The organism is Acinetobacter thutiue, from assembly GCF_030385805.1.
In the GTDB taxonomy this organism is placed as follows: domain Bacteria; phylum Pseudomonadota; class Gammaproteobacteria; order Pseudomonadales; family Moraxellaceae; genus Acinetobacter; species Acinetobacter corruptisaponis.
In genome coordinates, this window is sequence record NZ_JAUDZE010000001.1 from 689,523 (window position 1) to 715,949 (window position 26,427).

Sequence of the window (26,427 nt, forward strand, 5' to 3'; positions counted from 1 at the left end):
TCATTTAGAAACTATGGTTATTTTGATTTTGTAACTTAATCAAGAGACATGGTTATGAGTAAAATGGTGTATCTATAAAGAAGCGCCGATTGATCGCTCTAAAAGCATATTTTTCTATCAATCTATTTTTAAGGTAGCTTTCAGGGAAATTTATACAAATATCTTGGTAACAAGAAAAGCCTCTAGAGGCTTTTCTATTTCAACTATTTTGCCACCCACCCCATACTCCCCACTCCAGTCTCTTTCACATACAATGTTGTTCCCTCACCACCGTCCGTCCGTAAATACATGCTTCCAACTGACGCAGAAATTTGTCCATTTGGATCACCCTCTCCAAACAAAATCCCAACTTGTGAAGTATGCATATACTTTTTAGAATAAACAGAAAGCCAAGATTCTGCCGATGAACCTAGCGATTGGATATTTGTTCCTCTACCTGGTGCAACTGTTCCTGAACCACCATAAATTGTTAGGCTATTCGTGCTATTGGCCTGTAAGTATGCATTACCAGTAAATATTAATTTGCTACTATTATCAGTAAACACAACGTTTTGTTTTATCTCAAAATTACCTAAAGTATTCCACCCTCCCAATACAGCCGTACTGTTATAGTAATAGATCGATTGCGAGTTATTTTTGATTATTTGGGTTGACATAGTAGCAGGTAAATTGATTTTAAAATATCCAGACAAGTCAGACATGCTGAAAAGCTCTTGATCATCGTAACTTGAGCGGGGAGTAAACATAGACTTGTCATTAGCAATCCATGAATACATACGAATTGCACGAGTATCAAAACAGGGATATTCTGCCCATGTTTGCTGTGATGTATATGGAGTTGCAAGAACTTTCCCACTTTCGTGCTGTGAACCATAAAATTGTGCATCTGCCATGTTTCCGTAGAAAGCACTTAGAGGCTCGTTACTCACCATCTGTGACTTAAAAGTAAAATATTCAACACCTCTAATAGGCCATCCGCTAACCTCATGCGCCCTTGTAAACTCGCTGAAGCCTAACTGTTTTCCTGTCTTGCCTGACTTATGATTTAAGCCATGTACCATTAAATTAATATAACGTGTTCCTGCCTTACCAGTCCCACGAAAAAAAGAGCGAAATTGAAAACCTATAATATTAGTTGTAATTTCAGGTGTCACACCAGTAAATGTAATTGTACCGACTGATTGGTTGACATTTATACCTGTCCAGTTGTAGTAACCTGATAAAACCCCTAACTGACAAGAACCTGTGGGGTTAAAATACCATTCATCAAAATATGGAATAGTAAAAGAGTTGGACGTATATGCCGTGATTGGTTGTAGGTCTGAAGCTCGTTCCAGTAAGCCACAAAAGCCCTGTAATGTTCCATTTTCTAATGTATTACGTTCACCACGTCCTGCAACACCCTGTCCAGTTTGGACATCTGCAACAGCAGCAATACGCCAATAACCCACTACTTGGAAGTTACGAATCTGATTATATTCAGTATTTAACCGATAAATACCAATATCAATATCTGCTCCTAGAGAATCTGTTGGTTTATCATATTCAGAAATAAAATTCTCACCATTCGCAGGAACCAACCTAAAGCTTTCCAGAATTTGGGCATTAGTACCTGAGTTCTCTGCCCATTCAAAGCTTATCGCAGCAGAGAATGGTTTAGCGGTATTTGTACCGTCTTTTTGCATAAATGAAGTTAAATTATAAATCTTGGTTGGATCATCATTGTCTGGGCGACTGCCACCAAACTTGTTTTGAGAGGTAATTCCCTTAATGGTATTTAGTTTAGCCAAGTCTGTAAAAATTAAATTCGTTCCATCCCATGTTTTTTTACGGTTATGGAAAATAGTATCCCAAGCCCCATGACCTGTCCCTATGAATCTTCGTAATTGTTTCCCCACTACCAATGGTTTATTTAATATAAATAAACCATGATTTGCATAGACATTGACATCATTTTTAAATGCCTTTTGAAATGCAGCCCAATCAATGGAATCTGTCAAAGAAGTTGCCTGAGGATAATCAATCTGCGCAGCAGCTAAATTACTATATTTTTCTGATAGAGGATGCAAAACGCCATCACCAATGGCTCCATAATCAGCAACATTTATAAAATCTTTATTCTTACTTTCCTGAGTACGGCCTGACCAAGTGGTAATATCTGCATCTGTTGTCATTTTATTAACCTATTTATTTTGTTATGAGAAATTAATATAAAACAAACTTATAAATTATGGTAGAAAGGCGTAGATGAAAATACTCACTATCAATGATGATAGTGAACGTTTGCAATTACGCTTCACGATGTCAGGGACACCTCAAAGCTTTTTCAAATACCACCGCATAGTCAGCAACCTTTTGCGCTTGGTCAGTACCGTTGATGATCCGTCTAGCACTCAAATAGTTTTTAGATGTTGCGTTGATATAGTCAGAAAGCTTTTTACCTGTGAATACACCATTTTTCATACAGTGAATCATGATTTTCACAGCGACATCTAGTTTTAAAGCCAGATCAGGATTGTTGAATAATTCTATCCCAAGTGCTTTACCGACACGCTTATAGTTATCCGTGCCTGTAATTTGAGTATAACCACGTCCACGATATTTAAAGCCATCACCGTCAAGTGCTAGGGTGTTTCCTAAACGCTTTGCCAATGTACCCGTGTCATACTTATCAAAATACTTTACGCTGCCATATTCTGTGATTGGCTGCATTTTTTGTGCTGTTTCATGCCATGCTGTTGCAAGCATATAAGCAGCCTGCGGGTAAGAAATTGTCTTATCAGCATCAAAGGCTGATACGAGAAAATTAATGCCGTCTACCTGATCCTGAGTCAACTTTCCAAAACTTTTGCGTAAAATATTAAAACCACCTGATGTCATTTTCATTTCACTTTCCTTTAAGCGTAAAAAAAGCCGCACAAGGCGGCATCGGTTTAAATTGAGTTGTTAAAAGTTGTCTTTAAAATCTTTGAGTTCTTTTCCTACATCCAGGATCGTTGCATTCTCCCGCGCGTTCACATAGTTGAATGTCCACCGAATGATTGCCCAAAACGGCAAACCTGCGGCAAAGAAAATACCACCTATTGCACATAACCCCGACCATGTTAAAAGGTAGTCATGCATTTCAAAGTACTGAATCAGGAAACCACCACCAGCTATACTACCCACCACTGTGGTAATCAGGCTCACAACCCATTCACTGCGGGTTCTCGGCATCCGTGTCATCACTACAACCAGATACACCAGTGCAGCTGATAAAATCATAATCCCCAACAAAATAACCATTCCGTACATCTTGATGGCTGCCGCCATTCCAACACCACTGCTTACTGGCTCTGCCATTTTTCATTTCTCCAAAAAAGAAAAAACCGCATTTAAGCGGCCTATTTATTTAATTAAGTCTATACTTCGATCTGATACACAACGCCTGTTGGCGCACTTCTCTTTATTTCATTTCCACTAATATAAACTCGGTCTCCCACGTTAAAAACTGTTGAACTGGTACACAGCACAAGCCCCGTGCCATCCACAACCAAAACCTTGTAGCTTGGGTGGTCCGCACTTTGCACTGTCGCTATAAATTCGGGATTCTTGGGTATTAAATCAAGAAACCGATTAAAAACATTACTCACGGTTCACCCTCTCCACTGATACGGTCTGGTTCACAACATCATGCGAAAATGTTCCACTGAGTCCATCACCTACACCCCACCAATCCCCATTAAATGCAATCAGTTCACCTGGTGTACATAAGCCGACCTGTGCTGACACGGGCATCAACAGGCTATGGCTTTCAACCATGCCAGCCTTGGCTAAAACTGCACGTCCCTTTTCATGCATGGCGCTTACTGATGTGAGCAGTGGATTGTTAATCGACTCCTGAAGAACATCCCCAGCTGTCCCAACCCGTTTCACCTGTCCTGTGTCACCATTGCGGTCATTGGTAAGGAAAACCCCGTTATAGTCGGGATACATTGCATAATCGGTTGAAAGGTCTGTAACAATAGATTCAGGAATCACGCGGTCATAGTCTGATATGTCAATTGGATCCCAAAAAGTCTTTTTATAAAGAGGCTTGATCGTCAAGGTGTTGTTGTCTGGCTCACTGTAGATAAAGCCACCTGCGGCATCGGCAATAAGCTTGATTGCGGCAATCGGTGTCTGGTTTGAATAGCTCAGGCTGTTGGCAGGTAATACCCAACCCAATGCATCAATCAGCTCCCAATTTAGGGTAATGTCGCTATTCACCCGATCCAGTTCTGCCTGGACCAACTGTACTGATGTTCGCTCATTTTCCTGAGTGAATGATCGTGTCGGCGAGTAAGGCGCATCAAGCAAGGCTGTAGGACTACGGCCAGACAGCTTATAGACATCCTTTGCAAACTGTTTAGAGCGCGAAATGTTCTCAAGCAACATGCGGTGCTCATTACCATTGATCATGATTTTTAAAATCACAGGTTGGCCGTCCACTGGATCCAGTTTTGATTTTTCATAAAATGGAATGGTCAGGTTGTAGGACCAACACCATGAGCCACGGTCACAGCGATAATCACCATTGTAGACCTGAATTTCCTGCCCGTTATCTAAACGTGTCACTTTTAAATCATTCACGATATACCACCAGTTGACTGGTGCCAGACTCGGAATACAGTCATCAGCACCAAAATTTAAAACAAGGTTATGTGGATCAGGCCCACTGCACAGACAGATAAAATTCAGGTCGGTGGACCCGACATACTCAGGCTTTGGCTGTGGTTCAATTGGATCGACAGATGACTTGCGGTAATAAACAGCCCTTGCCACTTCCCAGAGAATCGAATCAGTCGTGACCAGTTCCAGTCCCTTGTCATGTTTGAACGTAAACCACTTTTCAAACACATCTGCGACTTCATGACTAAAGGTAAATTTCCTGCGTTTCCTGATCATTTCCTGCCAGTCAGTCTGACGATTGATCAGCAGCTTTTCTGATTCTTCAAACACCAGTGTCCTGGCAATAAACCGCTTGTCATTCTCCTGCCATACGATTCGTAAATCACTGGAAAGCCCTGTTGCTTCCTCAAATACAGTTTGAACGGCATGCTGGAGAGTCTGTCCCTTATCAAAACCACTAGTCACAGCATTGGAAAGACTTAAGCCACGCTCAAAAACAAAGGCGCTGTTATGCGCCTTGAATCGTGCCTTACCAAACCTGAAGCCTGTATCGATTAACGCTGGCACCGCTGTCCTGTAGTTAAAGCCACAACCAAGGCTTAATCCACGTACATAGTTAATGTCTGCTGTTCCATGGCTCACAGATACAAACGAGACATTAATAAAGACCAGTAATTGCCCGTTATTTACAACCTCATCTTTAATATAAGTTGCATGCAAATCATAAGGTGCAGTCAGTGTGCTTTGTTGAGGGGTTTCTTGATAAACCCATGTGAGCGAATATGGTTTGATATGTTCGTAACTGTCACTCATACAACCTACTCAACTATTGTGGGTGTTGTACTCCCCCCATTGCCTAATGCCTTGCCCTTGATAATCTGGAAATAACGTAGAGTTCCGTTTAAATCCCTGGTTAGCCCATCGCCTGAGAGTACACCCGAACCGATTACTGATGCCTGATTTATCGGTTTTATGTAGTTTGATGTTTGAGTTACTGATGTCTCATTTTGAACACCATTTACATACAGTCGCCAGACCATCCCTTTTCTCTCAAGTGATATTTCAGTTTCAGTGTCCAGGGGTATCACATAAGGGAATATGGCTGATCCACCTGTCCACGTCACAAAACCTGTATATGTAGTTGACACCCGAACATCATAGCCAAGATCTGTCGGTGTATGCTGAAAAGCTGAAAAGATAACTGCAATATTGCCTGATGAGTAGCCAGTAAGCTTAAGCTTAAAGCGAATTGTGACATCTTCACCGTTTTCAAAATGATAGTCATTGCTAAACGGAGTTGTTAAATAATCGCCATCCCCATCTAAAGTTAGTGCTCCACCCTGAATTTTTGCATCGCCATATTTTGTCCAGGTTTTCCCAGTGTCATCTATTAAATTTGTTGTAAAGTCTGACCAAATCGCAACAACACTTTCTGTAGCCCAAGCTGTTATTTGTTCACTTACTGATTTGACACCATCACGCCACACCGCAACTCGGTAATGATATTTCTGATTTTTTACAATATCAGCATCAATGTAATACATGGTTGATAAACCCGTTGCCAAAGCTGTTGGCAGGTTTTCAATATCATCCATCGATGTTGTAGATCGGTGAATATCAAATGAATCAAAGTCACCAAATTGTGCAAACTCTAAACGAATACCTGCCATAGATCACCCCATAAACGGTTTTAAGATTATTGAGTCAAGCTGTTGAAATGAGCCAAGGGCAATGTCGTAGCTATTTAAGATAATGTCGATACCCATAGAAAAGTCAGCTACGGCAACACCAGCACCATTATATAAACGTGTCCACTTAACCACCCCTGCATTGATTGCCATACCTGTGTCTGTAGGGTGAAGTTCAATGCCATCTACAAGCAATGCTTTAAAACATGGTTTAGGCAAATTGAGCATTACCAGTTTTGCTGCTGGATCAGATGCAATCCCGACATTTGCAGGTTTTGTACTATCAAAATAAACAAAGGTAGCGTTTCCGCTACCCTGATCTAAAAAATTTGCCAGTGCTTGCAGTTGTACAAGCCCTGCGGCCAAGGATGGAATTACACTCATTCATCTTTTCTCCCATCAAATGGCTTTATCTTGTCCTGAATCACGGCGTTGTATTGATTGTTTGGATCAAATGCAACAATGAAGCATTCAAGCCCAACCACAACATTTCTAAATAAATAAGAACCATCAGCCTTGGATTGTGTTTCCCAAAGCAACTGCCTATTGTCACGACGAAACAGACATACAGGCACAGGTGAATAGTTTCCCCCTCTTTTTTTTGTTGTGCCTGTGATTTTGCCAAAGCCCTGACTTGAATTTAGTATTGAAATAATACGTTTGGCTGAGTCATTTAGCAGCAAAACCTTATAGCCATGTTCTGCCAGTTTTAAGTGGTCAGGATCATAACCACCATAAAAACATCTAAAAATTTTAAGCATGCTTGATAGTCTCCACAGGTACTGCAAGGAATCTTGCTGTATGGGCAGATTCATTATAGGCGGCAGAAGCAGCAACAATAATCAAGTTGTTGAAATCGGTATCAGTTGTAATGAGGGGGTTGTTTGTAATCCCAATCCATGGCGTATCAGTTACCCCGTACTGACACAGAAATATGCCATAACAGTAGCCCAAATGCTGTGCTGTACTGTGTTCATAAATCTCCAGGGGTTTTACTGTTGTTGTATTGAACTCTTCAAAATTCGCAGATAAAAAAGAATTTGCTGCCGCTGGTGTGATTGAGTTCATCAACTCTGATGCAGTTGAACTGGCACTGTCGAAACGGACCCGAATATTGCCGATTGATGCAAAACCATTGGTGTCAGTAGTTCTTGAAAAATTGCCTGCGCTGCTCCCTGCACCATCACCACCTGATGTGGGGGTAATCCCGATCAGTACAGGATAATCCAGTTTCTCATATTCGTAACAAACCGTTGGAAAAATTCCATAAACGTGATGAGGGGCGGATGTATAGCCATCATTTGTCAAAAAAGCAAAATGATAGGGACTACCAACGCACATGCCCTTGCCAAAGGATGGATAACCCTCAGAATATGAGAAATTCGCCTGTGAACTGGTGGTTGAGTATGTATCCCATTTGGGCAACCATGCAGCACTTGGTGACGTAATGCTTGCCGTGCTTTGTAATGCAAGCGGGTCATCAATCACACCCGTTGTTAAGTTCGCTGTTTTACCAATGCACACGGCAATGGCATTTCGATGGTTTGGATTATTCTGGAAGCAAAACCGTACATATCTATCCGTATCATCAAGATGCCTCATTTTGTAGACATGGATATTGCCGACTTCATAGACAAGACTCCATCCAAGCGGTGCAATTTTAGTATTGATAGCCCCTGTTAAACCTGCTGTGATTCCATCTAGTACCGTACAGATCACTGTACTTGCAGTCACACTGTCTATATAAACCTCTTTATTAAAGCCTCCTGTTGCTGTGACCTGTAGTACACGATCAGCAACATAGCCATGATTTACACCATAGGTTAGGATGACCTGACTGCCTGAGATGCTGACACTATTTGCAATCTTTAGGTTGTAGCCTGCTGAGAGCATTTTTTTAAATACTTCAGGAAACTTGTTTTTAGAACCCATGCAAAAATCTAAACCCACATCTGAGAAGTCAAACAGCTTGGTTTGCGTTTGCTTAATCATAAATTTCCCTCATTAAAAAAGGCTGCGATTGCAGCCATGTTTAGGTTTAAATCTAGCGATCAATGTCGCCACGGAACATAATCTGGAAGTTGTCACTCAATGTTGTTGGTTCAGACTGTTTCACGGTTCTGATACACCAGATTGGATACATGGCTGCCACTGTATTAAAGCGCAGGACATTGCCTGATGCCCAGCCTGTACCCCAACCCTCCTTTTTAACCTTAAAATATGGGGCATTGGTTGTAGGGTTCATTGGTGCACAGTCTGAGTTCAGATTGCCTGTGTCGATCTGTCCAGATACTTCGCCAATAATCCTAAAATTTGCATTATCAGTGAATACTAGCGCCCAGCGTTCCTGAATCGCGCCCTTATTTGTTATCTGAATCGGGTACAGCGCATCGTTATAGTTTGCTGAAATGCCTGCACCGCTTGGCACATCAGCCCAAACATTGTTCCAGGTTTCCTGCACAAACCTGGATGTATAACGGCTAAACATATCGCCCACCACCAGCGCTGAACCCACAATCGAGTTGTCAGCATCATAGTTGTGGGTGACAGGCTTTGTTAATGTGATCTGGCCGTTGATCTGCACATCATTGATGAGGCCCATGTCCTGGTAGCGATATGCTGCTGAAATAGGCGCAACCAGGGCATTAAGTGCAAAGTCACCACTTAAGGTGACTCGACCATAGTCATAATCAACCACATACATATCGAACGGGACTTTAACACCGTTGCTGTCCTCAAGCTCACACCATGAAATACGCTGGTCATCAAGCTGGTAAGTCTGCCCCGCAACATGGCTTGGTAATTCCTGTTTTTTTGATGATGCAATCACACCAATGTCACCCACTCGGAAAATCGGCACACGACCATCAGGTGGCAAACGGGTAGCACTCAACCCAAGGATTTCTGAATCAAGCGGAATGTAGGTGTAGGCAATGGCGTTGTAGCGTACAGAAGTTGCATCAATCCAGTACGGCACATTGATGTAGGTCTTGCCCGCCTCAGTAAACTCAAGTTGTGGCAGGTACCATTCCTCTGCCTCGATCGCATCTCTATTCGCACCAGTTATCTCAGTTTTGACATAGAAATAAATGTCAACAAAACCTGTCTCATAGTTAACAAAACCATGCGCCTGAGCCGTCTCAATAATGCCTGCCTCATCAGCAGTTAATATCAACTGGCTACCCGCGATAGCCGCCACAACAACCGTCAATGAACCAGGGCGAATCGGAATTGTTGGTGTCCTAAAGCTGACATGGTGGATCGGCAGCATATCCGTCGTGGTGGTGAGTGACTGCAAGGTGAGCTGGTTGTCAACATTGGGAGTCCACGAGTCAAACTCGGCAATACCCGTACCATATTGAATGGTACCAGACTGTATGCCACTGCCTGTGGCTGAATCCACATTACGGTATAGCAAGCCTGTACGGTCAATAAAGGTATCGGCACCCAGCTTGAACCGCACCGACCCAGACAGAATCTGCTCATCAAAACCTTGAGTCAAATCAAAGCCAAGTTTATCTGCAGTCACCTGTTTGGTTGATGCGGATATGCTTGACGTGTCGCGATACTTTACGCTGATATTTGTTGCTCCAAACGCTTTCAGTGTCTTTATCTCGGACAATATGTTGTCCGTTTGTGGCATTATAAAACCCATGACTATGCTGCTCCATAAGTAACTGTTGTATAGACTCTTCTATAAGCAGTGGCATTCAACACTGGCGTGACCTCAACTGCGCCAGTTGAGTAAATGACTGTTCCGCGAACAACACCCAGTGAATCCACCAAACTGCCAGTCGTACCATTGACTGGGCTGTCAGTCAGTACAACATACTGATCACCAGCCATTAGTTCATCAGTAACAGGAATGGTCAGCTCAACGCTGTTGGGTTGAACTGCTGTACCTGTGCCAATGGTGAAACTTAGCTTCTGGTTGCTGTCGGGCGTGATGCTGTTTGCTGTCTGCGTTTCTGGATCACCAAAATCAAAGGCAAAATTAAACACGGTGTTTTTTTGTGGCAACTTGTTTGGAATCAGTTTGCCAATGCCTGTGGCGTAATTGACCGTCCCAGTGGCATCACCTGTAAACTGCCCCTGTGCATTGCTTATTGCGGTTTTTTCGACACCCTCAAGCAACCATGTAACAACCACACCTGTCTTGACTCCCTGTTGTTCCAGGTCAAAATTAATTGCTGCTGGCAGCACAGGCAGATTGGCACGGGCAAAGGTGGTAATCGGGCTACCCCATTGCAGCAGGATTGGTGTGCCCACATCTGGCAATGCACCTGTGGTTAAAAGCCATGTCCCTGTTGTGTAATTGATTGAGCCACTACCGATTGACTCATTGGCTGCTACCAACCGCCCTGTTCCATTGTCTTTCAACACATAGAATTTTCCCTGTGCCATGAACGAAATGGACAATGCACCTGGTGCGGGAATCGGAACCAGCACTCCCGTCCAGTTTGTGCCCTGGTTGTTCTGGGTTACGGGCAAGGCATAGGATTCAAATGGCTGTACAGGCGCAGACGCTGGCGTAAAGGCAATGTTCAGGATTGCGTTGCCTGATCCAATGGCATTGGTCCACACAATGCGTCCAGTCTGGTAGTCAACTGTTCCGACCTGAGTGCCTGTTGTCGTCCGCAGTGTTCCACCGTTGTCCGTAATTGCCTGCCCAAACAGGGTAAATGACAAAGAGCCAGGTAATACACTAGATCCAAGGTAAAGGCTCTGTGCTGTATTTACGTTTGTTGTGTACTGCACAGTGATGGTTCCCACATTACCCGCCACCAGTGCAGGGTTTTCGCTGACTGCATTCAGGTCCAGCAACGGCGTTTCGGTCTGTGACGAGGGAATCAATTGGGAAAAAATAGACTCAGCCTGAACCGTGAAACTCCCCACCGCAACATCATCCGCCAGCGCAACACTTGCGTTGTAGACACCCGCATCGGCAACAATTGAATCGCGTAACGTGGTGGCTGGCTTGGCATTGTTGTACCACTGCAACGCAGACACTCCTACAAAGTCGCGGGATAACGGGTCCTGAAAACCATAGGTGGCAATCTTGTACTCAACATCATTGTTGTTCACGCGTATGGTTGCTATACGGGTTTCAACGCTGGTGATACGCACGTACTGTGCAAACTCGTTGACTGTCCCCTCACTTACAACCAGGACAATAGTGTCACCGACATTGTTTTCAGTTTCACTTTTACCCATCGCCACCTGAAATGACTTCATGCCTGAATATGCGGTATCAAGCAATGAACCTACTGCCTGAGCACCTTTTGCCAGATAGTTTTCCAGGCGGTTCTGTGCTGAATCGCGGGTGTCCGTATGGGAACGGGTGCTGAACAGCAGTGCTGAAACGTTAGGATCAACTGGATTCCTGGAAATGAATACAGTTGATCCCATCAGCGCCTCTGTGTCATTGTTGTTCACGGCGGCAAAGATTTTACGCAGTGACACGCGGCCCATGGTGCGGTCAAGTTCGGACACATCGGTGAAAAGGTTGTTGCTTTCCCCGTCCACTACAGTTTGACCTGAATACTTACCTCCGCCATCTGGGGTGTCAGTCAAGCGCTCAGACTTGTATAAAACAAGGTTGTTGGTTTGTACTGGCATTTTATGCTCCAATAAAAAAACCGACCTCGGTGGGTCGGCTTCTCTTAAGAAAATAGTAAACCTTTTCAATAGAAAATTAAAAAAACGTCCATGAGAGGTTCAAATCTTAAATTGTATTACCACAAATATCCTTAGTACCTACTGGATAATTAAAGATTATCTGATTTTTATCAGTAATTAATTTAGCAGTAATATTTTTATTTAAATATGCAGCATAGCTAGGTATATTGTAATTTCGCCCTTGTAAAATAATGCCCAAAGCATCAATTTTATTAGACATTGGACTGCCAATATATCCTTTATTTATACCATTAACAATTACTCCTAATTGTTTGGAATCTTGATTAAAATATATACCATATCTAAAATTTTCAAGCTGAGTAGGCACGGGATAACTTACGGTGTAATATGTTCCCCCTAATTTATCAACAATTTCAATTTTTAATTTTAATCCAGTCGATGTATTGGATAAGGTTGGAATAATATTTACCCCTCTTTGATTATTACTTGTACCAATAATCATAGCTCCCAAATTATATTCAGTGGAACCAGACAACACTGAGTAGGGAAAACTATTTATTTTAAACTCAATAGCATAAATTCCTGTTGCTGGTAATGTAATATCACCATTAAGAGTGGCCTCTTTTGAATTGGAGGCATCCCATGAGGATACAGCTTGTACAAATGTTGAACTGCCAGCAGCATATAGTCTAAGTGAGTTTAAAACACCAGAAGTACTAGTAACCTTATAGCCATAATCTTGTGAAACAACTGTAGGAAATTTTTCCGTTATATTCTGTCCTGAATATAACTGAGAGATTTCTATTGGAGTCGCATCTAGGTTATAAGTGCATGTTGCAAATGCGCTTCCAATTGTAGCTGTATTAATCAATACCCCTAAGATTATACTTTTCATTTTATTTCCTTTTATGATGGAAATTTAATTATATACAAATATTTATACAGTTAAATGCTCAACATCACCTATGCGTCATGGACTGACGTAAATCTATATTGTCCTCTGCCTCTATGCAGCCACAATCTTAGATCACCATCTATAATCTCTGGTGCTTCATTTCTAAATCATCTGTGCGATGAACTACAAAAACTAGGCGTTTATCGCCTCTGAAGTTGATTTCTAAATCATCTGTGCGATGAACTACACAGCGTTCCCGCGTAGAAAAATAAAGCGATATTTCTAAATCATCTGTGCGATGAACTACTTACTGACGAAGATGTTGGCGGTATTTTGTCATTTCTAAATCATCTGTGCGATGAACTACATTTTCTTAAAACAATCGAGGAATAAAAACATTTTCTAAATCATCTGTGCGATGAACTACGATCAAGAGGCTTATTCCCCTTGATTTTAAAATTTCTAAATCATCTGTGCGATGAACTACACTCGAAATTGATTTCGACATATTTAATAAATTTTCTAAATCATCTGTGCGATGAACTACAGTAAAAACCCAACAGCAATTTTCACAGTATCAACAAGATAGCACAACTTTTGTTATGCTACCCAACGATTTTAAATAACCAGTAACCTACTGAATTATCTACCTTAATTTAAAGTGATAAATTTATTGGGTTTCCACATAGATAGTTTAAGGCACCTCTAAGAATCTAAATGTGGCTCTGTAAAAGTCGCCCTCGGAAATGGATGGAACGCCACGTACTGGAGTTGCTTCAATCGCACCCTCGGCATGATTGAAGATCACATTGAACTGGCGGATGTCGTGCGGATACTCAAAAACAAGGGTGAACTGCTCCCCCTGCAATGCTGACCATTCCTGAATTACAGAAAGGTTGGAACGTTTAATCCATCCCTGTTTGTCTGTCTTGGATAGCAGGGTAATTGGCCGTCCTGACTTCTTTTTGCCCTCTTGAACAATCAAGGTGCCATCGATCGCACGTTCAATATTCTGCTCGACAGGCTTCCAGTCAAACTCATCAGAAAATAAAAAGCCGTTCTCTAATGGAACGGCTTCGGTTGTTGCTTTGCGTATTAGTCTCATTTAATTCATCTCACGAACTCTTTTTATAACTTTCAAGGGTTGTCATAAACTCATCCATTAAATCCCGTTGGGATTCATAGCCTTTAATCTGCATGGTTTTCCCACCAAACTGAATGTTGTAGGTTACAGATGGGCCACTATCGGTTGGGATATTCGGCATTGTTGGCTGCTGAATAACAGGTGGCTGAATGCTTGGGGCATTGATCTGAGGTGTGGACACTGAACCAGAATGGCTTAATCCTTTTAAGATATTGTCCATCCAGTCTTTTGATGCATTGGCACCCACCGCAGCATCAAACCTGCCTTGCGCTGTTCCACCGTTTAAACTATCCATGAGTTGGTTGTTCATCCGTGTCATGGCCTCTTTTTTAAGTGCCTCTGCACGGCCTTTTTCCATACCACCTGCAATCAGTTGGTCATAGAAGTCCTGTGCCATTGCATTCTGACCATCAGCCATTTGACCTAGGCCTTTGGCTGTTTCCGCTGCCTGTGCAGCACGTTTAGCAGCAACCTCCTCCATTGCCTTAGCCCATGCATCGGCACTGCTTTGAGCCTCTTCACGGGCAGTTCTGCCTAAGTCCCTGAAGCCCTGTGCTGCTCGACCAGTGGCACTTTCAGCGGCAGAACCAATCGGGTACAAAGCGTCAACGATCTCCTGAGTCGTTTTGACAACAGCCTTGCCTGTTTCATCAATTTGAACTTGCAAGCCCAGTGAAGAGGCTTTCGCCTTGGCATTGGCAATAACGGCCTGATCACCAGATGCAATAGCAGCTTGTATAACACGCTCATAAGCTTGTTTTAAACCATCAGCCGTAGCCTGACCACTTGCTTGAACTTTATTAAAGGCAGCCAATGCAAGTTCAGCATCAAGTTTTAACTGCTCTTTGGTTTGAATACCAAGACGTTTAAATGCTTCTGTTGTTTCATCAGTTGCCTCAGCAGCCTTTTGAGCTTGTAATTTCAAAGCCAACATGCCCATTTCAACTTGCTTCGTTGAGAAAACGCCCTGCGCCTCAAACTCTTTAAGCTTTGCCTTGGCTGCATCAAGCTCCACCTGGCTGTCAGCTTTTTCAAGCCAAGTTTTCCAACCTTGATATAAAGTGTTAGATGCTTCCTGACCAGTGATCCCTGCCTCTTCAAGTTTTTGCTTTAACGTATCGAGACTTGTACTGCCCTGACTAAATCCTTGCGACATGATATTGGCAGTTTTATCAATATCAATGCCTAAAGCCTTACCCGCCTCCCTTGCATCATTTAATGCAGGATCTAGGTCTCTTGCTGCTGCACTGGCAAGTTTAAAACCCGCATTAAGCTGCTCACCAGTCACCTGCCCAGCAACACCCATTTCCATGAGCTTTTTCTTGGCTTCATCAATTTCAGCAGTATTTTTTGCCTGACTTAACCACTTTTGCCAAGCTTGATAGATCATATCCGCAGACTTTTCACCATCAATGCCAGCAATCATTAATTGCTTAACGAAGTTATTTAACTGACCTTGTGCATCGCTAAAGCCAGTAGATACCTTATTAACCACCTGTTCCAGATCGACACCAAGTTTGGCGCCAGTATCAGATGCATTCTTAAATGCCTGCTCTTGTTTTTTGATCTCAAGGGTAGCTGCTGCCGTGGCCTGTTCTGCTTCTGTCAAACGGGTAACAACAACTTTGCCACCCTGATCAACCGTAGCGAAATAACCCTTTTGCGCCAATTCCAGTTCAAGTGCTGAACTTAAAACACCGCTATTGGCTTGCACTGCTTCTGTTGCGTAGTCAGTGACAGCCTTTAATTTACGCGACTGAAGCTTGTCACTATTCTGCTCCTCCTGTTCCTGAATAGCCAAAAGATCATCAAGGGCTTTTTTGTTTTCAGCAAGGATTCGAGCATTCTTCTCACTTTCACTTTCTACAGCTTCATCCAGCCTCTTTTTAGCCTGAGATTCATGTGCTAAAGCGAGCTGGTCAACATCATCATAGAATTGCTTTGCCTTGAGTCGCATTTTTTCTGCATTGGCAGCAAACTGGTCACTCACATCACCAAATGTAATAGTTGCCAAGACACCATTGATAACAACACCTAAATCATAAAAAACACCAGCCAAAGTCATCACAACAAGGCGCAAGGCAAATACCACATCGGATATAGCTTCAAATGTGATACTCAAGCCTTGGGTGGTACGTGTCAGGAAACTAACTTGATCTCCTGCTTTTGTTGCTTCTCCAGTAAATGATCCCAAAACTGCTACAATATTGTTGAGTCCATCATTTAACTGCTTGATTGAAATTTCACCCAACTCATACAATCCAATGCTGATTTGCTTTACGGCATCATAAGCTGAGGAAATAGCCTGCTTTAATGACTCAAAAATAGTTGGATCAATGCTGTCGAACTCTTCAGATAAAGCATCAACAGCCAACATGACATCATCAAACAATACTGCGATCCAGTCCAGATCACCGCCCAACCCCTGAATAACACTCGCTAGTCGGCTGGAAATATTGTATTGCTCATTCATCTGACCAATGAGCGCTGTAATATTGTTTCTCACCTGCTGCATGGCATCCGCAGTGGAATTTTCCATTGCTGATGCAAGTTCAAAGTTTCGATCCCTTGATTCAATCAATGCCTTGGTTAATTCATTTACAGATATTTTACCCTCTACACCTAACTTGCGAATTTCCGACTCAGTACGTCCTGTGCTTCGAGCAAGGTCACCCACCACATTATCAGCACCAGTGATGATGCTCATCCATGCATCAGCATCTACAGAACCTTTTGCTAAAGATTGTGCTAAAGCATCTTGGGCAGACTGTGCCTGATCTGCGCGGGTGGCATTATGGGTGAATGATAAAGCCAGACTATCAGTCAGGGTTAACACTTCATTTGTGCTATAACCCAATGACTTCATTGTCCCTGCTGTAACTAGGTAAACCTCCTGAGCTTCTGCTAGTGGACGGAAAGTTGCATTTGCAAGTTCCAAAAGCCTACTTTGAACTTGGTTGTACTCTTCAACACTATCTGTGGCATTTCTGAGACGTGATGCCATCTGTTGAGTTGCGTCAGATGTGGCTATCAACTCATTTATGGTCAAGCCCAAACCCAGTGCAGCCAAACCTGCTGTTAGCGTCCCGATTGTTGTTTTAAGCACTGAAAAGCCAACCTGAGCTTTATCAGATGTCGCTTCAGTCTCCCTTAATTCCTGATTTGCCTTATTAGATGCCTGAGTAAAGTTGTTGAAAGCCTGATCTGCCTGCTCAACTTCTTTTTCAAGTTGGTCTACTGCACGTTGGGCTGACTCAATATCCTGTGGCTTGGCGTTGGTTGTAGAAAAAGCCTGTAATTTCTGCTTAGCCTGATCTAAATCAGATTTCAGTACTCCCAAAGCTTTTTCTGAAACCTGCCCAAACTCAGTGAAATTCTTGGCTGTTTCACCTGCATTTATGCCAGCACTTTTAATGGCCGTTGTTGCATTGGTCAAGTTCTGGGTAAGCGCAGTTGCCATTTTTGTTGTGCTTTCTGGCACAATCTCACCAATATTTTTTAAGGCAATATTGGCATCATTACCAGTTTCTTTTAGCTTATCGCCAAGATCAGCGACCTTTGCAGATGCTTCACCCGACTGTTTTTCTAGTTCATCTGCTGCCTTGGAAACTTCTGACACTGCTGCTTTGGCATCATCGGCTTTTGACTTTAAATCATCAGGTACAATCTTCCCGACTTCCTTGCCCGCTTGTTCTGATGCTTCACGTAGCTTATCCGCTTCCTCTGCAATTGTTTTAACAATCGCCTTGGTAACATCTTCCGACTGCTTAACATTAGATACATAATCTTTGGTATCAGCCTGTAATACAACCTTAAACACTAGTTCTTTAGACATTTTATTCTCACAATAAATTTGGTCACATTTAGAATCCAATCAAGAATTCTGGATTTAAAATCTTGAATTCGGCATTTCTAATGTGGAAATAAAAAAGGGCGACATTTCGAATGCCACCCTTGATTTGCTAATTTCATAATGTTGTCACACAAGTTGCAGTTGTGGTGATAACTCGTTTTCCAGTTTCGTCAATTCACTTTCAAATACTGGTTTATCATCTTGCCAATAACGCATATTACGGGCCGAACAACTCACCTGTTCTTTTCTATTTTTATAATCAAGACACATTTGATTGTATCTCGCCCATTTCGACTGAAACACTTGTATTAATTGTTGAGCCATCCAATTAAAGGCATCAATAAATTGCTCTTTGATTAAATCTGCCTTTTCACCCGTAAATCCCATAACCAAAAACATCCAGCCATCTTTGGTCATTCGGTAGAACTTTCTAGGCTTTCCATTCTGTAACTCATTGTTTTCATAGCAAACCTCAAAATTGAGGTTTTTAAAATTTTCAGAACAACGCAATTTATCTATATCTCGAAACACATTGTAATGCTTTTTCCCAAATGCATCAGCTACAGCGTAGCTCGTTGTTTTAACTTCACCATTTTCCTGTGTGACCATTGCACGCAGGTTTAGTAAGGTAGCACAACTTTTGCTGTGCTACCTTTATTTTTCGAACTTTTCCCAATTTACTGAATTATCTTACTTAATTCTAAAAGGTAAATTCATTAGGTTTAAAAATAAAAGAATCAAGTGATTTCTATCACTCATTATTTTAAAGAGTTTGTTATCAAGCTCAACTCATTAAGATAATTGGTAGCCCAAACATCCAATGGAATGCCATTAACCAATACCTCTTCTGGAATCGTTTCACTGAAGCCAGGATTTGCCCCTAATACTGGATAACCCATATATTTTTTATAATAATCACCCACTGAGTACAAATTAATTGTCTTAAGTTTGGCTTCACTATTCTTAAGTTCCGTTTGTGCCTGATTGAATGATAAATTTTTAGAAATAGATGATAACGCATAAATTTCAGAAGTTTGAATCTTTGGAGGTGCTGGATTAATCCCCTCTACAAATGCTGATATTATAAGCGGATTAATTTGTCCTATTTCGTCATCATTGATAATCAATTTATCTACTTTAGTCATCCACTGGCCCAAGGCAATACGCTGTTCTGATTTAAAAGTACCATCATTGTTAAGAATCACTTCTGGAACTGTTTCTTCAGGCATACCCATTGATGCAAATTGAAATGACGAATCTAATGCACTCAGATCTGCACTTGCACTTAAAAAGCCCAAACTCATTTTGGCATGTGCCTCTAATTGTTTTACACAAATTGCAATTCTAAAACCAACTCCCCACGTAACTGAGCTAATTGGGTTATTTATTCTCAACTCTTTAGGAAGCTCAGGAATATCGGTTTGAGTAATAGAGCGTAGGTAGTCAGCAATAAAGACTACCGATGATGCATCCACTGAGGCTTCACCAAAAGAAAAACCCAATTCTGCTGCTGCCTTAACAGAAATTTGATTCACACCAAAAATAGCTTTTGTACCAAGCTTTTTCTTCAATTCATCAGCACAAGTCCACTGAACAGTTTTTATAATATCTGAATATTCGTTTGGATATTGTGTTTTTATCGCCTCGGTAAGCTGACCTTTAGCTTGTTCAGGATTTAAGATTATTATTCCCATAATTTTTTACCACTATTTATTAATTAAGATTAAAAAGTAGCACGACCATAAAAACTTAAATATCACTGTAATTTGGTATTTTTCAAAAAATTTATAAGTTAAGGACACTAAAAACAATCTTCTTAATTTCAGCAATCAATTATTAACCTCAAAATACTTCTTACACCCATCCATTCTTTAGTGACTGTTTCTATCATATCCACCTGTCTCTTTGTAATCTACATATAAATAGGTCACAAAAGCTAAGCTCATCGCAAATAAAACAATGATCAATCCTTGTAATGTCATTTTCGTTCTCATTAATAACCCGCCGAAGCGGGTTAATTAGTTTAAATTGTGTTTCCACAAATATCAGTTGTTCCTGTAGGGTAAGTATTTTGAAGTTTGGTGTGGTCAGTGATTAACTCAACTGATACTTCTTGACCTAAGCTGGATGAGTTATTCGCGAATTGATATTGCGCACCAGCATTTGCAAAAGCAAATTTATCAAACCATTTTGTTAAGGTTGCAATATAACCTTTATTCACCCCATTATGTACAACACCCACCTGACCATTAGTCATATTTACATAGATACCTATGGTTTGGTATCCACTAGCAGTTGTGGTAACAGGCATACTAAAACCATTCCCTGTAAAATTCATAAATAATCTAAATTCATTTTTATTTGGATTGGTTGAAACATTATTTGTATAAACTAATCCAATAGCTTGAGCTTGTTCGTTATTGAATGTTCCTACTGCTGCAATTGGAAAAAAAGCTAGGCCCTCATCTCCTGATAACAAATAGGTAGGCACCTTAAATTTATATTCAAATGCAAATATGCCTGGCGTTGCTGGCAATGTTACATCGCCATCACCACTATTGTTATTAGGGCTCTTATTTGCTGCATAGGCAGAGCTAAATGCTGCATAGCCAATTGTTCCCATGTTTGCTGTAATGTTAAAGCCCACTTTCTGGTTATTTATATTTGGAAATACACTCGTGCCAGTGTTTAATTGGGCAAGCTGCGCTGCCGTTGCATCAAAATTATAGGTACAAGCCGCAAACGTACTTCCCATTGTTGCTGCACTGATTAATGTACCTAAGATTATTTTTTTCATGGTTTTTTACCCTTTTTATATAGAAAGTTCAGTATACATACCTAACTAAATTTTTTAGAAAAAACTGATAAGTGGCTTATAAAACTGTGAAATATTTAACTTTTTATTTTATAGATAGTATAAGCTTCCAGTTTTAAGCGGCCTATACAGCTACCATCCTTGGTTACTGGGCTATCGGGAGCGACAGTACATTGAGTCTTAACTAAATGGAAAAGCCCCATTTGGGGCTTTCTTTTATCTAGTTGTTATGATTTCCATAATTAATGCAACGCCATTTCTGCGCTTTTAGCTAAAAATGCAGAGCGGCTTAAATGTTGTTTCTTGGCAACTGCATCAATACGTTTAACCAATGCCTCTGGCATACTGATATTAATACGTACAGACTTGCTATTGATTTTAGAGGTATCAATATCCACTAACAACCAATACCCACCCTCAAAACGATCATCACCAATCCACTGCTCAGGACTTGATGGTTCAGGTAACTCTAAATCCTCCCCATCAAAATACACTTCTACAGCTTCTTGAGCCATACGTGCAATATCCTGCATATCATCTGCGGCGCTAAAGCACCCGTCAAAATCAGGAAAAGTTAAACCATAAGCAGAATCTTGGTCTTTATGAACATATACTGGATACAACATATTTACCTCCATTCCCAGCCAGCTTGTTTATATATATTACGCAATGTTCCAATAGGCATATCTTTGCGGGGGTGTGGCACAACTACATGCCCAGGCTTTTCAGGATGCTTGAACTTTTCATGATCACCCTTACCACCCACTTTGACCCAGCCCTCTTGTTCCAAGCGCTTGATAATGTCTTTACTGTTCATTGTGTAATTATACACACCAAAATAGCGTTAAGCTAGATCAACCATCCAACTGCTTTAAATATTTATCCCACCCACTCTGCTTGGCATTGTTAGCCACTCTGGTTGCAATCGCATAGGACTTGATCTGCTGGCGTTCGATTGCCTGAGCTTCATCCAGATACTTTAGGAATGCGCCATATGACATATTCATAATGTCATCAGGTCTATGGCCGCCAAACTTGGTCAGGTATGCAAATGACTGGAACCAACTCACATCCTTGGTTTTCTGCCCTGAACCCTGATGCACCTTTTCTTTCTTAAAATAGGCCTCATTCACATGGATAATATTTAAAATCAGTTCAGCTATTAATGTGTGCTCTTCTGAATGCTTTGCAAAATTATTTGCATCAAGTGTAGTGGCCATGGAACAAACACCCATAGCCTGAAGAATATATGGCTCTATTAACGGCGTAATTGTTTCTACTGAATAACTTTCCAATTTTTTAAACTGACTGGCATATTGTGCAAATCGATCTATATCCTTTACCTGAATTTGCTTTATCTGGATATTCTGGTCAATGAATGTATAAGGCAATGATTCATTGTTTGCTAGAAAAAAGTCATTCATTTCATCACCTAATTAGTTTGATAAATTCTATAAACAAATTCACATAGAAGCTAAAGATCAAGAATGCGATAAAAATTAAGAAATATAGAGCTAAAAATTCATATTTCCTGACAAGCCTAAACGTCAAAATTGTTGATGCGCCACAACCCAATACAATCAATATAACCAATACAAGAGCGACTGGATTGTGGTAAAAAGCATCAACAATGACACTTAAATTTTCTTTTAATTCATCTATCACTTTAAAACACCTACATAAAAATATGTAAATGCAATTAGCAGCATGGAAATAACTAAGCCAATCTTGAAAAGCAAGTCGCCATAAGCGTTGATTTTTCCAACTACACCTGAATCTTTTGCTGTCATCTTACCGTCTACCTTTGTTTGGTTTTTGGGGGTATAATTAAAGAAATTTTTCATCCTTTATCCGTGACTCTTAAAGGTTGGAAATAAAAAAGTCCATCGACTGCGAATCGTGGGCTTTTTGCTTTTATATAGGCACAAAAAAAGACGCTGATGCGTCCCTGTGCCTGCACGGTGTGTTTAAGTTGCTGCTGGAATCGTCACGATATGACCATATAACCCAAGCGCTGAATCAGACTCTTTTTCAACATCTGACAAAGCCTGCCCCTGAATCTCATACTGCCCCAGTTCACTGTGAATTAGTGGGAATGTGGTCTCAGGTGACTTCTTGGTACGCCATAACCGCACCGCCATGTGTTTCTTGGTGGCCTTGTTGATGCCCTTGAAGAAAAGCTCATACTCTTCCTCTAGATCAGAGGCAATCGTGGTGTGGGTCACTGCACCTGTGGTGTAGGTTGCTTTCAATGGCATGGTCAGTGCAGTCACATCATTGAAAACCACGGTGCCAAACTTACTGTCAAGCGTGTATTTGGACGGGTCTACCGTAACGGGCGTACCAGTGGAATCCTTAAATGACACGGCAGACAGGTTATATCCATCCAGCATGATTTCCTCACCCGCCACCACGGTACCAATGTTCTGGTCTGTCACCGTGGCTGATGCAACTTCATGGTTGGTACCAGAAAGTATGTACTCAAGATTTTCAGGATTGATTTCCTCAAGCTGGCCTGAGAACTCCACACCCGTGGTGTTCACCATTGTGAAATCCGTTGTACTGTTGCCCGATGTGCTTTCAGTGTGCTCAATCAGGTCTGCGGTAATTGCAATCTCAAACTCTGGCACATTGCCAATGAATCGCATTGCCCCTGCAACACCGTTTGCAATCCTGGATAAATAGAACTTACCCTGAAGATAGATATATTCCTTAGCCATTTGTCTTGACCTCTTTATTAGACTTCGGTGTTGCCTTAACTTCCACAACCTGTGTTTCAGTTTCGGCCTGTTTTTCTTCTTCAACTTCAGCAATGACCTTTGCTGCAAGTAAATCAGTGATTTGCTTATCACTTAAACCCGCTACAAAGTCACCCTTGCTGAACCGCCCCACAGGTTGTAGGGCCCTGTATTGTTTCTCTGCCATGTTAAGCAGCTCCTATAATCATTTGTGATTCAAAGATCACGGTGTAATAGACAAATGCTGGACCATACCCATCCTTAACATCAACAATCTGCAATGGTGCTATTGAACTGTCAGGCTCCCATCCACCCAGAAGCTCAATAACCCGATCCAGAAATTCACCCGCCTCATCAGCAACAGCCGTAATGTCATTGCGCTGTGACTGGGCATTGCGGCAGGCCACTGTTACCGCCCATTGCAGTCCCAGCAGATTACTTTTACCCCGTCCCGCATCATCCACCTTGCGAACTCGGTGGAAATTAACGTGGGCTGCGGGTGTAACTTGGCTCATTTCAGTGACAGAAACAGAATTTAACGGCGTGTAAATCTGCTTAAACCCAGGTATTTCCCTGAGCTTTTCAGCAATTTCAGCACGTACAGCAAAAAAGTTAGCCACCTATGTGCCTCCCGATGATGTTGAGGATTGACTCATCATCTTCATTGTTGATACCTAAAAATGTCCTTGGTTCAATCTCAACTTTTTTTACCTTGCGCCAGTTACCTGCCACCTGAAACACCAAATACCCTGCTGTTTTGGGATAGATCGTGACTCCATAATGCATAGTGGCGGCGTACTCCACATTTGTACCCCACTCAACACCATCACCTAGAACATTGTAGGTTATGCTGTTCATCAGGCGGCCTGTGTCTCGCAAAGTCTGTCCATTCTGCAACCTGGCTCTCCATGACTGTTTCCATGGATTGCCATCCACACCAGACTGGTCAATAAACCGCATCTGAGTCGAACTAACGCCATAAGCGCCGATCTCATCAAACATGGCTTTCTTGTCATATCCAACAAGGTGCTCCATTAAGGCCATGATTGGCGATTCACCATCCGCCTTAACTGTTATGGCAATTGGCATAAGCACCTCACTTAATGCCTGGCATCATGTCCAGCACGGCATCGCCAAAAACACCACTCTTGTAGGTGGTGCCGATTGGCATGGTTGCTGGTGACTGCGGTGGAAGCTCGCCTGTTGGTTGATCCTGCTCATTCTTAATTGGCAGCACTGCCTTTTTATCAGCCACACGCTGTAAATATTTCACCTCGGCGTCGTAACGTTTAGTCACTTCTTCCGTTGGTTGCTGAAAATACAGACGGTAGCGGGCAATATTGCAGGCCACACGTTTTAAGGTGCTTGGAATTTCAGGCAAGGGCAATGTATAGGCCACAGCGACATAGCTGTCTATTTCCTCTGTGGCATCCTGAAGCGCTTCCTCAAGCGCTCCTGGTACAGTCTGCATGGCTTCAAGGTTTGCTATTTCATCTGCGCCAAACCTCTGCTCAAGGTCTTGTCTTGTTGCATACATAAATCACCTTATTTGGTTGGTTCTGGCGTCCCCTTGTCTGCGTTTTCATCCGCAGTGGCTTTACCAGCCTTGGTGGACTTCGCGGTTGCTGCGATCAAGTCTTTTTCAAGCTTGGCAACCTGAGCTTTCAGATCAGCGATTTCGGCATCCGCTTTTACCTTGCCATCTGAGAACAGTTGGTTATCAGCTTTCAGATCAGCGATTTCAGCGGCAAGCTGCTGCAACTGGCTGGAGGAATCATCGGACTGTTCCTGTTGAGGCTCCGTATATTCCTCAATTGCCCCAGATGTTAAAAGGGCCTGAAGTTGTTTATCTTCAAGCCCCGTGACTTCCTTACCTGGTCGGAAATGACCAATGGATTGTTTTGCAATGTACTTTGGCATTTAGTTCTCCTTAAACAAAGCCACGACCACCAACCAAACCGTTTTTATTGTTTGGCACAGCAAGTGGTGAGGACTCAGCCAACATTTGAATGCTCGATGGGTTCTTTTCCTGCCACTGGGTTAAGAAGAACTCCAATGCCTGACCAAAGGCCTCAATATTCTGAATCGCACAGTGCGCCATCCAGCCATTGGCATCAGAGATCATCCCAAAGAAATCTTCAGGAATGAAACGCTCAACCGATCCGTTCATGTTGTGGGTGCCGTCATAGGTCCAGATCTGGACATTATCCACTGTGCCACGGAACTGCGGTTTAGCTGGATCATCAAATGTTGGCGTGATTGGAACACTGATGCTTGCATACGGCTTAATGAACTTTTCCTTAAACTCATCATTCTGGATCAAGGCATTGAAAACCTTTGATGAGGTCAGTGCCAGGTTGGGTGCCACCCCAGCATATTCAACCGAAATGTTGATCATGCCTTGCATGTCCTGAACAGGCGTGGCATTGGCAAGGTTCCACTTCACCAGCGGCGCAAAGTTACATGCTGCATCACGGTTGTAGTCAACGGTATAGGATGGAAAGTCTGCCGATGCAAATGTGGTTTTACCGTAAAGCAGAACATCACGGGCTATCAGCAGTTTTCGGTTTTCAATTGACTGGCGCAGGTAAATCGCCTTTTGTGCCTGGTCAATCAGCAGTAACTCCGCATCACTTAAACGATTTGATCCTGTTGCAACAATCCCATAACGGCGTAACTGTGAGACCAGTGCAGAATCCTGAACATCACTTGGCACAATGGTCACCATCGGCTTTAAGTAAGCTGGCTTCACAAAAGCAACCTTGCCAGATTCAGCCACATTGATTTGACGGCCTGCAACGTTGGGGCTGACAAACGGCGCAAGTGGTGTGGCCGTGTTCAACTCGCCCACAGGCACCTCTTTCTTGGAGTAAGACACCCGTTGAGGGAAGAAACGGTCCATTAACCAGGTATCCACCTTTTTTGTGGTGTCGGTTAACAAGACCAGCTGAGGAATGTCCAGCAGTTCTACTGGTGCATTTTGAAATGTAAAACTAACGCTCAT

The 26,427-nt window shown here is 42.1% G+C and carries 28 protein-coding genes and 1 CRISPR repeat array; all 28 genes read right to left on the reverse strand.

Annotated features, from left to right (window positions below):
• Positions 1-203 precede the first annotated feature (203 nt).
• The 28 genes from QTA56_RS03365 to QTA56_RS03500 all read right to left on the reverse strand — a co-directional run bounded on the left by QTA56_RS03365 (position 204) and on the right by QTA56_RS03500 (position 26,427).
• Positions 204-2,174: a hypothetical protein gene (locus QTA56_RS03365; protein ID WP_267979530.1), complete on the reverse strand. Its 1,971-nt coding sequence runs from the start codon at positions 2,172-2,174 to the stop codon at positions 204-206.
• A gap of 130 nt (positions 2,175-2,304) precedes the next feature.
• Positions 2,305-2,886, reverse strand: coding sequence for a glycoside hydrolase family 19 protein (locus QTA56_RS03370; protein ID WP_267979531.1), 582 nt, complete (start codon positions 2,884-2,886; stop codon positions 2,305-2,307).
• A 60-nt stretch (positions 2,887-2,946) separates the two neighbouring features.
• Complete coding sequence (locus tag QTA56_RS03375) at positions 2,947-3,342, reverse strand: hypothetical protein (protein ID WP_267979532.1); 396 nt, start codon at positions 3,340-3,342, stop codon at positions 2,947-2,949.
• Between the two features lie 59 nt (positions 3,343-3,401).
• Positions 3,402-3,632 (reverse strand): hypothetical protein, encoded by a 231-nt coding sequence (locus QTA56_RS03380; protein ID WP_267979533.1) that lies wholly within the window; start codon positions 3,630-3,632, stop codon positions 3,402-3,404.
• The gene (locus tag QTA56_RS03385; protein WP_267979534.1) at positions 3,625-5,463 is read right to left on the reverse strand and encodes a hypothetical protein; all 1,839 of its coding nucleotides are present in this window, start codon (positions 5,461-5,463) and stop codon (positions 3,625-3,627) included. The genes QTA56_RS03380 and QTA56_RS03385 overlap by 8 nt, the downstream gene beginning before the upstream one ends.
• Positions 5,464-5,468: 5 nt before the next feature.
• Positions 5,469-6,320 carry a hypothetical protein gene (locus tag QTA56_RS03390; RefSeq protein WP_267979535.1) on the reverse strand — a complete coding sequence of 284 codons (852 nt, stop codon included), beginning with the start codon at positions 6,318-6,320 and terminating at the stop codon, positions 5,469-5,471.
• A 3-nt stretch (positions 6,321-6,323) separates the two neighbouring features.
• Entirely contained in the window at positions 6,324-6,722 is a 399-nt protein-coding gene (locus QTA56_RS03395; protein WP_267979536.1) for a hypothetical protein, read from the reverse strand.
• Positions 6,719-7,099, reverse strand: a complete 381-nt coding sequence (locus QTA56_RS03400; protein WP_267979537.1) for a hypothetical protein — start codon at positions 7,097-7,099, stop codon at positions 6,719-6,721. The genes QTA56_RS03395 and QTA56_RS03400 overlap by 4 nt, the downstream gene beginning before the upstream one ends.
• On the reverse strand, positions 7,092-8,330 hold the full coding sequence (locus QTA56_RS03405; protein WP_267979538.1) for a hypothetical protein: 1,239 nt from the start codon (positions 8,328-8,330) through the stop codon (positions 7,092-7,094). The genes QTA56_RS03400 and QTA56_RS03405 overlap by 8 nt, the downstream gene beginning before the upstream one ends.
• A gap of 52 nt (positions 8,331-8,382) precedes the next feature.
• Positions 8,383-9,993, reverse strand: a complete 1,611-nt coding sequence (locus QTA56_RS03410; protein ID WP_267979539.1) for a hypothetical protein — start codon at positions 9,991-9,993, stop codon at positions 8,383-8,385.
• Between the two features lie 2 nt (positions 9,994-9,995).
• Positions 9,996-11,957, reverse strand: coding sequence for a hypothetical protein (locus tag QTA56_RS03415; protein ID WP_267979540.1), 1,962 nt, complete (start codon positions 11,955-11,957; stop codon positions 9,996-9,998).
• A gap of 106 nt (positions 11,958-12,063) precedes the next feature.
• Positions 12,064-12,873, reverse strand: a complete 810-nt coding sequence (locus QTA56_RS03420; RefSeq protein WP_267979541.1) for a DUF4882 family protein — start codon at positions 12,871-12,873, stop codon at positions 12,064-12,066.
• Positions 12,874-13,032: 159 nt separating this feature from the next.
• Positions 13,033-13,420: a CRISPR direct-repeat array (repeat unit 28 nt; unit sequence TTTCTAAATCATCTGTGCGATGAACTAC).
• A 147-nt stretch (positions 13,421-13,567) separates the two neighbouring features.
• Positions 13,568-13,978 (reverse strand): hypothetical protein, encoded by a 411-nt coding sequence (locus tag QTA56_RS03425; protein ID WP_267979542.1) that lies wholly within the window; start codon positions 13,976-13,978, stop codon positions 13,568-13,570.
• A gap of 10 nt (positions 13,979-13,988) precedes the next feature.
• Positions 13,989-17,852, reverse strand: a complete 3,864-nt coding sequence (locus QTA56_RS03430; protein ID WP_267979543.1) for a tape measure protein — start codon at positions 17,850-17,852, stop codon at positions 13,989-13,991.
• Between the two features lie 144 nt (positions 17,853-17,996).
• A complete protein-coding gene (locus tag QTA56_RS03435; RefSeq protein ID WP_267979544.1) occupies positions 17,997-18,479 on the reverse strand; it encodes a Rha family transcriptional regulator in 483 nt (160 codons plus the stop codon).
• 149 nt (positions 18,480-18,628) lie between these two features.
• A complete protein-coding gene (locus QTA56_RS03440) occupies positions 18,629-19,564 on the reverse strand; it encodes a hypothetical protein (protein WP_267979545.1) in 936 nt (311 codons plus the stop codon).
• A 329-nt stretch (positions 19,565-19,893) separates the two neighbouring features.
• Positions 19,894-20,667, reverse strand: coding sequence for a DUF4882 family protein (locus QTA56_RS03445; RefSeq protein WP_267979546.1), 774 nt, complete (start codon positions 20,665-20,667; stop codon positions 19,894-19,896).
• Positions 20,668-20,927: 260 nt separating this feature from the next.
• The gene (locus QTA56_RS03450; protein ID WP_267979547.1) at positions 20,928-21,311 is read right to left on the reverse strand and encodes a type II toxin-antitoxin system HicB family antitoxin; all 384 of its coding nucleotides are present in this window, start codon (positions 21,309-21,311) and stop codon (positions 20,928-20,930) included.
• 2 nt (positions 21,312-21,313) lie between these two features.
• Complete coding sequence (locus tag QTA56_RS03455; protein ID WP_267979548.1) at positions 21,314-21,502, reverse strand: type II toxin-antitoxin system HicA family toxin; 189 nt, start codon at positions 21,500-21,502, stop codon at positions 21,314-21,316.
• A gap of 37 nt (positions 21,503-21,539) precedes the next feature.
• Positions 21,540-22,109, reverse strand: coding sequence for a hypothetical protein (locus QTA56_RS03460; RefSeq protein ID WP_267979549.1), 570 nt, complete (start codon positions 22,107-22,109; stop codon positions 21,540-21,542).
• 237 nt (positions 22,110-22,346) lie between these two features.
• Positions 22,347-22,529 carry a hypothetical protein gene (locus tag QTA56_RS03465; protein WP_267979550.1) on the reverse strand — a complete coding sequence of 61 codons (183 nt, stop codon included), beginning with the start codon at positions 22,527-22,529 and terminating at the stop codon, positions 22,347-22,349.
• Between the two features lie 123 nt (positions 22,530-22,652).
• Positions 22,653-23,405, reverse strand: coding sequence for a phage tail tube protein (locus tag QTA56_RS03470; RefSeq protein ID WP_267979551.1), 753 nt, complete (start codon positions 23,403-23,405; stop codon positions 22,653-22,655).
• Entirely contained in the window at positions 23,398-23,610 is a 213-nt protein-coding gene (locus QTA56_RS03475) for a hypothetical protein (protein ID WP_267979552.1), read from the reverse strand. Before QTA56_RS03475 ends, QTA56_RS03470 begins: the two co-directional genes overlap by 8 nt.
• Before the next feature lies 1 nt (position 23,611).
• Positions 23,612-24,043 (reverse strand): phage tail terminator protein, encoded by a 432-nt coding sequence (locus QTA56_RS03480; RefSeq protein ID WP_267979553.1) that lies wholly within the window; start codon positions 24,041-24,043, stop codon positions 23,612-23,614.
• A complete protein-coding gene (locus tag QTA56_RS03485) occupies positions 24,036-24,512 on the reverse strand; it encodes a phage virion morphogenesis protein (RefSeq protein ID WP_267979554.1) in 477 nt (158 codons plus the stop codon). The genes QTA56_RS03480 and QTA56_RS03485 overlap by 8 nt, the downstream gene beginning before the upstream one ends.
• Before the next feature lie 7 nt (positions 24,513-24,519).
• Complete coding sequence (locus QTA56_RS03490; RefSeq protein WP_267979555.1) at positions 24,520-24,960, reverse strand: gp436 family protein; 441 nt, start codon at positions 24,958-24,960, stop codon at positions 24,520-24,522.
• Positions 24,961-24,968: 8 nt separating this feature from the next.
• Positions 24,969-25,343, reverse strand: coding sequence for a hypothetical protein (locus QTA56_RS03495; protein WP_267979556.1), 375 nt, complete (start codon positions 25,341-25,343; stop codon positions 24,969-24,971).
• 10 nt (positions 25,344-25,353) lie between these two features.
• Positions 25,354-26,427 carry a major capsid protein gene (locus QTA56_RS03500; protein WP_267979557.1) on the reverse strand — a complete coding sequence of 358 codons (1,074 nt, stop codon included), beginning with the start codon at positions 26,425-26,427 and terminating at the stop codon, positions 25,354-25,356.